General features: G+C 60.5%; 5 protein-coding genes and 1 pseudogene. 1 reads left to right on the forward strand and 5 read right to left on the reverse strand.

The annotated features are described in order from the left end of the window. Positions 1–438: 438 nt before the first annotated feature. From AC0QTX_RS24600 to AC0QTX_RS24615, 4 genes and pseudogenes are all read right to left on the reverse strand, one after another. Positions 439–762, reverse strand: a complete 324-nt coding sequence (locus AC0QTX_RS24600; RefSeq protein ID WP_474606437.1) for a hypothetical protein — start codon at positions 760–762, stop codon at positions 439–441. 64 nt (positions 763–826) lie between these two features. Then, positions 827–1,258, reverse strand: a complete 432-nt coding sequence (locus tag AC0QTX_RS24605) for a response regulator (protein WP_474606438.1) — start codon at positions 1,256–1,258, stop codon at positions 827–829. A 458-nt stretch (positions 1,259–1,716) separates the two neighbouring features. Next, positions 1,717–3,642: an HWE histidine kinase domain-containing protein gene (locus tag AC0QTX_RS24610; protein WP_474606439.1), complete on the reverse strand. Its 1,926-nt coding sequence runs from the start codon at positions 3,640–3,642 to the stop codon at positions 1,717–1,719. 85 nt (positions 3,643–3,727) lie between these two features. Continuing rightward, positions 3,728–4,284, reverse strand: a pseudogene (locus AC0QTX_RS24615) (response regulator); the annotation flags it as partial. Between the two features lie 316 nt (positions 4,285–4,600). Here AC0QTX_RS24615 and AC0QTX_RS24620 point away from each other — a divergent pair. Next, complete coding sequence (locus AC0QTX_RS24620; protein ID WP_474606440.1) at positions 4,601–5,392, forward strand: PhzF family phenazine biosynthesis protein; 792 nt, start codon at positions 4,601–4,603, stop codon at positions 5,390–5,392. Between the two features lie 182 nt (positions 5,393–5,574). Here the strand turns inward: AC0QTX_RS24620 and AC0QTX_RS24625 are convergent. Continuing rightward, positions 5,575–6,000 (reverse strand): glutamine amidotransferase-related protein (locus AC0QTX_RS24625; RefSeq protein ID WP_474606441.1); only part of this gene is annotated, 426 nt, incomplete at its 5' end.

Genomic DNA, 6,000 nt, shown 5'->3' on the forward strand with positions numbered 1-6,000 from the left:
CATGAGCAGACATTCTAGCGTAGTTCATCCTGTTTATTATAGCTGGCAGACTTGAACACCAGCCGGATGCTCGCATCCATAGAAACCACTCCGTTGCTGTTAGAACCCATTCGCATTCTCGAGCAGGTTCCAGCAGATCAAGGGCTTCAGTCCGTCACAATTCCGCAAACATTAGCACCACGGCTAAGCATTGCAGAAGACCGTTCTACTCGCTCAAGCCTGCAGGTCGCCCTAGGTTCTCATAGGGTCACGCTTAGCGGCGTCCTCACCCGGCATTCGTGCGATCCCACTGATGCGGCAGCCCTTGTCGGTATGCTCGCGGTCCTGACGCATGATCCTATCGCAGCCCGCAGGTTGGCTCCACCAATGGCACAGCTTCGGACATGTCCCTAAATGCATGGGTTTAAGAAACGGAGCCGTATGGCCGCATAAGCAGGCCTACTGCTCAGTGAAGAAGGTGAGCAACACCTTGCCCTTGTCGCCGACAAGACAGACGAAGCGGTTCGGCTTGTCGCTTTTCTCGCGCTGGAGATAGGCATCGCCCATGACGACCATCCGGATCGGCGTGTCCTCGACCTTCGTGTCTGCCTTGGAGATGGCCAGCGACTGGATGTCGAAGGTGAGATGCTCCAATGAGGGCGACCGCTCCTTCAAAGCCGCCAGCCCTGACAGGCGACACGCCTCGACCTCAGCCGGCACCTGAGCAAAAGCTGAAGATGCAAAAAGAAAGGCGCTTCCAAGAACGGTAAGTGTAATGCGCATAATTATCTCCTTTAAGGTGAAGGTACCATCATGGATCCTGTCGCGATGGATCGGATGTGGACTGCTAATAGGATGATGTGGACTGAGCCGCGCGACTTACTTCGTCAACCAAGTGCGGCAGGCGGTATGGCTTGGCGAGAAACGATGCCCCCGACGGGAGACGATCCGCGTGGCACCTTCGCGAGCGGCCAGATGTCAGGACCACCGAAAGCTTCGGCCATGTGGTGAGAGCTTGGTGGGCGAGATCGCATCCATCCAATCCTCCTAAGTCGATGTCCGTGAAAAGCACGTCAACGACCTCTTCAGCGAGGATAACGGTGGCCTCTTCGGCACTTGCGGCAGTCAGGACGGCAAAACCCGCTTCCTCGAGCGCCTCGGCTGCCACACCCCCGACAAGCAGGTCATCCTCAACGACAAGAACGCAGATGCGCCTTGACGCTGCCGGCCGGCATTCAGGTTGAGGGACACGGCTCCAGAGAGATGAAATCGGCATCATACGGGTGGCCCTTCTCGTGCGAGTTCGATGGGCTAACCCGGAACTAGGAGGAGGCGTTCACACGCGCAGGCACCTTCTGCTCAGCATGGTGAGCAATCTGTTAACAGCCTCCTGCAGTCGGCGGATCGGAGGCCCATCGAAGGCGCCCTGGAGTGAGCCGAATCTTAGCTCCTCTGGGTGTTGAGGATGAAGATGCATCGAGCTACAGCAAAGACATTGCTGGTACTACGATCCGGACACGCCTATTCCTGAAGCAACCACGGCGGGATTCCTTCCGATCCTGACCAGATATGAGGGTGCACTGTGAGCTCAAACATGGATGGTCTGGTCAACGTCCGTGTGAGGAATAAACGTCGAGGGTATAATCACCAGGGTGCACGATACACAGAGCTGACATCTGCGAGGGGGCTAGCCGAATACGACCGTTTTGACGTCGTGACCAGGCCGGTTGTCCTGGCCTACGCCGATCCTGCCGGCAGCCCGGCATCGGCCATGAGAGAAGCGTCGACGGTGCAGATGACCCCAGTGGGGGCAAACTCGATCCGGACGTCACCCTCCAGATCGAGCGCCAAGCTGCGCTCGATGAGTCGTGTTCCGAAGCCTCTTCGCTTCGGCACCTGCACCTGAGGGCCGCCACTCTCCTCCCATTGCAGGTGCAGGCACGGCGGAGTCTTCGTGCCATCGAGCCTCCATTCGATCGTTATCTCGCCGGCGTCGTTCGAGAGGGCGCCGTACTTCACCGCATTGGTCGCCAGTTCCTGAAGGGCCATGGCAAGGGCCAGCGCCATCCTGGGCGGAAGCCGCACATCAGGACCCTGAAGATGAAGTCGGCTCTCGCGGGCATTGCTGTAGGGTGCAATCGCCTCGGTGATAATCGCACGCAAGCTGGCTCCTTCCCAGTTCTCACGGGTGAGCACGTTGTGGGCGCGGGATAGGGCGAAGAGGCGTGCCTCGAACGCCGCCTGCGCCTCGGCCAGGGTTGCCGCATTGCGTAGGGTCTGGCTGGCAATGGACTGCACGGTGGCGAGCGTGTTCTTCACCCGGTGGTTCAGCTCGTTGATGAGAAGCCGCTGATGATCTTCCGACTGCTTGGTCTCGGTGATGTCGCGCGAGACGGACAGGAGCTTGTCCACCGAACCGTCCGCACCAAGGATAGGGGTGACAGCCACGTCCCACCACCGTGGCCGTCCCTTCATCGTCGGCGTCTGCCCCTGGAAGCGGGCATTGCCGCCGGCGAGAGCTGTTTGCACGGCCTCCCTCGCCTTCCCGTGATCCGGTCCGGACCAGAAGTCGCGCCAGTCACAGCCCTCAATGGCCCCGAAGTCATCTACCTCCATGACATCCATGCCGCCCAGGCTCATGAACCGCAGGCGTGCGTCCGCATCGAGCACCTTGATGCAGTCGGTCGAGCTTTCCAGGATGCGCCGGGTGAACTCCTCGCTCTCCTGTAGCGCCGCCTCCGCGCGCTTGCGCTCCGTGAGGTCGAGCATAGCGCCGATCATCCGAACTGCGCGCCCATGCTCGTCGCGGGTGACGAAGCCCCGGTCGAAGACATAGGCCTCTGATCCGTCCGCCCGCAGAAAGCGGTACTCGGCGCTCCAGTTCTCCTGACTGCCTGCGATCACTGCCTGGATGGCATTCAGTACGCCTTTGCGATCATCGGGATGGATGTGTTCCTTCCACGAGGTGCCGGTCGTCTCCCTGTCCGCATGGCCGAAGAGCATGGTGTAGGCCTCGTTCCACAGGAGGCGGTCCGTCGCAAGATCCCAATCCCAGATCGCATCGTTCGTGGCCCTGGCCGCAAGGTGCAGCCTCTCTTCGGTTTTGCACCGTGCCAAGGCCACGCCGAGCAGGCTGGCGAGCCCCTGCATGAAGGCGACGTCGGCCTCGGTGAACCGCCCTTCGACCGGGCTGTCCACCTCCAGGACACCGTAGCGGCTGGTTCCAGTGACGATCGGTACGTTGATGGCCCGCCGGATCCCGTGGTCCATAAGCACCTGCGGCGTGCGGAAGCGGCCTTCGCCCTCAAGATGATTGGAGATCACGGGCTCGCGCGTGTGGAAGGCATAACCGGTGGGACTTTCCAGATCGGCACCCGTCTTCGATCCGATCACGCCGGACTTCCAGCCAACCCCGGCACGGACGATCAAGCAATCCTCCTCCGGCAGGTATTCCATGATCTTGCAATACCGTACGTGCAGCCCCTCAGCGCAGAGGCGGGTTGCCTCTTGGAGCAGGGTCATGACATCCAGGGCGTCCAGGGCAAGCAGCCCGAACGCCGCCATGAGTTCCTGCTGGCGCAAGCGGTAGGCCAGTTCGTCGGCCGAGCTTCCGCCCTGCTCGGGGGAGCGCCCTGCGTGGCGTCGCCGCTGCTCGTCGTTCATGTTGGTGTTCCGGCCTGCGTTAGCGATTGGATGTAACGCGCAAGATGGCCGGGGGTCCCAATGACAACAGTTTGCCCCTGATCCGTCACTCCCCTTGGATCAGGCTCCGGATCCTGGTAGCCAGCGCGTCCACTGCGAACGGCTTGGTGATCATCTCCATGCCTGGCTCCAGGAAGCCATTCGCCAGCGTGGCGTTCTCGGCTAGCCTGTGATGAACAGCACCTTCAGGTCAGGACGGGTGACCCGTGCCTGATCCGCAACCTGGCGCCCGTTGATCCCGGGCAGCCCGACATCCGTGACAAGCAGGTCGATGCGCATGCGCGATTGCAGGACCTTGAGGCCCGCAGGCCCATCAGCAGCTTCCAGGGCCCGGTAGCCCAGCTCCTGAAGAACCTCGACAATCAGATCCCGAATGACGGGTTCGTCCTCGATCACCAGCACCGTTTCTCCCGCCTCCGATCTCGGCACAACCGGTGTGGCCTCCGATAGGGCCTCCTCATCGGCCGCCCCACGATAGCGCGGGAGGTAGATCTTGATCGTCGTTCCTGTGCCAAGCTCCGAGTAGATCCTGAGGTGACTCTCCCTGGCAAAAACGACCGACAACCCTGTCCGAAGCGGAAGTTCAGTTCCCTTCCAGAACGGGCCGATTTTGTTGAAAAACTCCCGAGCGCTGCTTCGCCGATCTATTAGTTGTATTAGCGCGCCAAACTAGGCCCAGCATCCTGTATGCTGACCACGCCAGAATCGGCAGTTGCGGACTTTTTCAACAGTATCGGCCAGCAGCAGACCTACGCTCAATCGATTTGGTACGAACTGAGCATTCGCCGCTTGATGATATCTGTGTGGAACAGTCAGCAACTCCCGCATTAGTGATTTATGGATCGTACAGGAGCCCCATAGGATTTGACTCCGCTGACAATCACGGCTTGTCTTGATCGGTCCTTCTGGAGATCAACACTTGCTCGTTCCCTTCTACCAGGTCGATGCCTTTGCGAACCGGCCCTTTGGCGGCAACCCGGCTGCCGTCATGCTGCTCGAGCGCTTCATCGACGATGTCTCGCTCCAGGCGATTGCGGCCGAGAACAATCTGGCTGAGACGGCCTTCCTCGTGCCCGACGGCGAGGATTACCGACTGCGCTGGTTCACGCCGACAGTCGAGGTGCCCTTGTGCGGGCACGCGACGCTCGCCAGCGCTGCGGTCGTGATGGAGCGTCTGACACCGCACCGCAAACACGTGGTGTTCCATTCGGCCAGTGGTCCGTTGAGTGTGGAGCGCACTGCAACCGGCTACGTCATGAACTTTCCGGCCCGTGTATCGGAGCCTGTCGCGCCGCCGCCCTTACTGGCTGAGGCGCTGGGACACGTCCCTGAGGAAGTGGTGGCCGATCAATTCAACTATCTTGCCCTGCTGGAGACAGCAGATCAGGTACGCCGCCTAATACCGGACATTGCGGCGGTCGCCAAGCTGGATCGCAGCGGTCTGATCGTCACGGCGCCAGGTGATGGCGGCTATGACTTTGTCAGCCGCTATTTCGCACCAGCCAAGGGCATCCCTGAAGACCCCGTGACCGGCGGCGCCCACTGTGCGCTCGCGCCTTATTGGGCCAAGCGGCTGAAGAAGACAGCATTCCGCGCGTTTCAAGCGTCGCGGCGGGGTGGCGAAATCCTTTGCCGTCTGGTCGGCGAGCGCGTCGAGCTAGAGGGAAGCTGTGTGTTCTATCTCGAAGGGCGGGCTGAAATAGGAGATTGAACATTGGAAGCACCGCTTAGAGTCGAAGTGATTAGTGGCGGATGTCGGTCCGAAGGTCCGCTCATCCCAAAACTGCGGAAGTACGGCTAAGGTCAGCCTCGTGCCAAGAGTAGACCTTCCAGGAAGTAGCGCCTGCCAGCAGCAGAATAGCGCCATCTCTTGAACGCAGATGCCCTGGACTGTCACTGCCCTTCGATCACGAACCGAATGAAGTTGCGCAGCTCTGTCAATCTGCACGCCACCTCAGTGACCTGTTCATCGAGTCCAAGTGTCCAAGCCAGATCCTTGCGGTCGGGAGCTCGGTGGAGGGCTTCGACCATGGAAGCATATGTCTCAAGAGTCTCAGGGCTGCTCGCATATTCCTCGCTCACCAGTTCGTCACACTGACGTCGCAGGGCTCCGGCGACCTCATACAGGTCGAGCTCGGGATGGTACTGCACGCCCCAGAACAATCCGGCTCCATACCGGATCTCAACTGCTTGCGCTTCGGTCACTGTGTTGAAGGCCAGCAACGTCCCTCCTTCCGGCAGCGTCTCAACCTCGTCGGAGTGGAAAGCCGGAGCGTCGAACGAGGCAGGCCTCCCCGCAAGAAGTCGATGTCGGTGTCC

This window comes from Microvirga sp. jy35 (genome assembly GCF_056148915.1).